This is a genomic window from Nonomuraea sp. NPDC049784, assembly GCF_040659615.1.
Classification (GTDB): Bacteria; Actinomycetota; Actinomycetes; order Streptosporangiales; family Streptosporangiaceae; genus Nonomuraea.
The window spans coordinates 1-1220 of record NZ_JBFAMX010001254.1; the positions used below are offsets into that span (position 1 = coordinate 1).

The 1220-nt window shown below is 74.2% G+C and carries 2 protein-coding genes; both read right to left on the reverse strand.

The window, feature by feature from the left end:
* The coding region (locus tag AB0J09_RS65185) for an ATP-binding cassette domain-containing protein (RefSeq protein WP_360714569.1) at positions 1-398 on the reverse strand (398 nt) is incomplete at its 3' end.
* On the reverse strand, positions 395-1220 hold an 826-nt coding region (locus AB0J09_RS65190), incomplete at its 5' end, for a peptidoglycan-binding protein (RefSeq protein WP_360714571.1). The genes AB0J09_RS65190 and AB0J09_RS65185, both read right to left, overlap by 4 nt.

Below are 1220 nucleotides of genomic sequence, written 5' to 3' on the forward strand. Positions count from 1 at the left end.
AGGCCCACCTCGCGCAGCGCGGCCTCGGCCCGGGCGCGCCGCTGCCGCGCGGGCACGCCTCGGTAGAGCAGCCCGTCGGCCACGTTCTCCACCGCGCTCAGCCCGTCCAGGAGGTGGAACTGCTGGAAGATCACGCCGATCCGGTGTGCGCGCAGCCCGGCCAGGCGCCGGTCGCCCAGCCCGTCGGCGGCCAGCCCGGCCAGCCGTACCGAGCCCCGGGTGGGACGTTCGAGCGCGGCCATGAGATGCAGCAGCGTGGACTTGCCCGACCCGGAGGGGCCGACCACGGCCACCATCTCGCCCGCGCTGACGGTGAGGCTGACCCCGCGCACCGACTCGACGGGCGGCTCGGCGGGGTAGATCTTCCAGACGTCGTCGAGTTCGAGCACAGCCGTCATGAGGCAGGCACCTCCACCAGGGCCCCCTCGCTGACGCCGGTCACCTCGACGAGCCCCGCGGCCTCGTCGAACAGGCCGGTCTCCACGCTCACCCGCCTGCCGCCGGTGGCCACCGCGAACGTGCCGCCCGGCTGCGCGAGCAGCGCCACGATCGGCACGGCCAGCACGTTCTCGTGCCGCTCGCTGGTGATCGCGACCTGCACGGTGGTCTGGTCCAGCCACCGCCTGGCCTTTCCGCTCAGGCGCGCGGTCACCGGCACGTACGTCTGCGGCGGGCCCCCGTCCGGAGACTGGGAGCTCTGGGCGACGGGGCTGATCTCGGAGATCCGCCCCTTCTCGGTACGCCCGTCGGGCATGGTGACCGTGACCCGGTCGCCCTTGCCCAAGCTGGGCGCCATCGTGGGATCGAGCTGTACCGACACGACGGGAGCCGGATCGGTGCCGTGCAGCACCGTGGCGCCCGCCTGCAGGGGCGTGCCCGGCTGCGCGTCCAGCGTGCCGACCCGCAGCGGACCGGGCAGGAACACCACCCGCCCCAGCTTGAACGCGCCGGTCCTGGGCAGGCGCAGGTGGCGCTGGAGCCGCTTGACCGCGTAGTGGGTGGCCAGGCTGAAGTGCCGGTCCACGGTGAGGCCCGTGCCGTAGCCGAGCGCTTTGAGGTTGCGTTCGAGCTGGAGCACGTCGGCGCCGTCGGTCATGCCGAGCGCCAGGTCCCGCCAGGCGGGGCGGCTCCCGTACAGGAGGGGGACCCGGGCGCCGTCCACCTCGTAGACGGGCCGGCCCCTGCGTACGAGCGAGCCGATCGCGGGCAGGTGGGTCAGC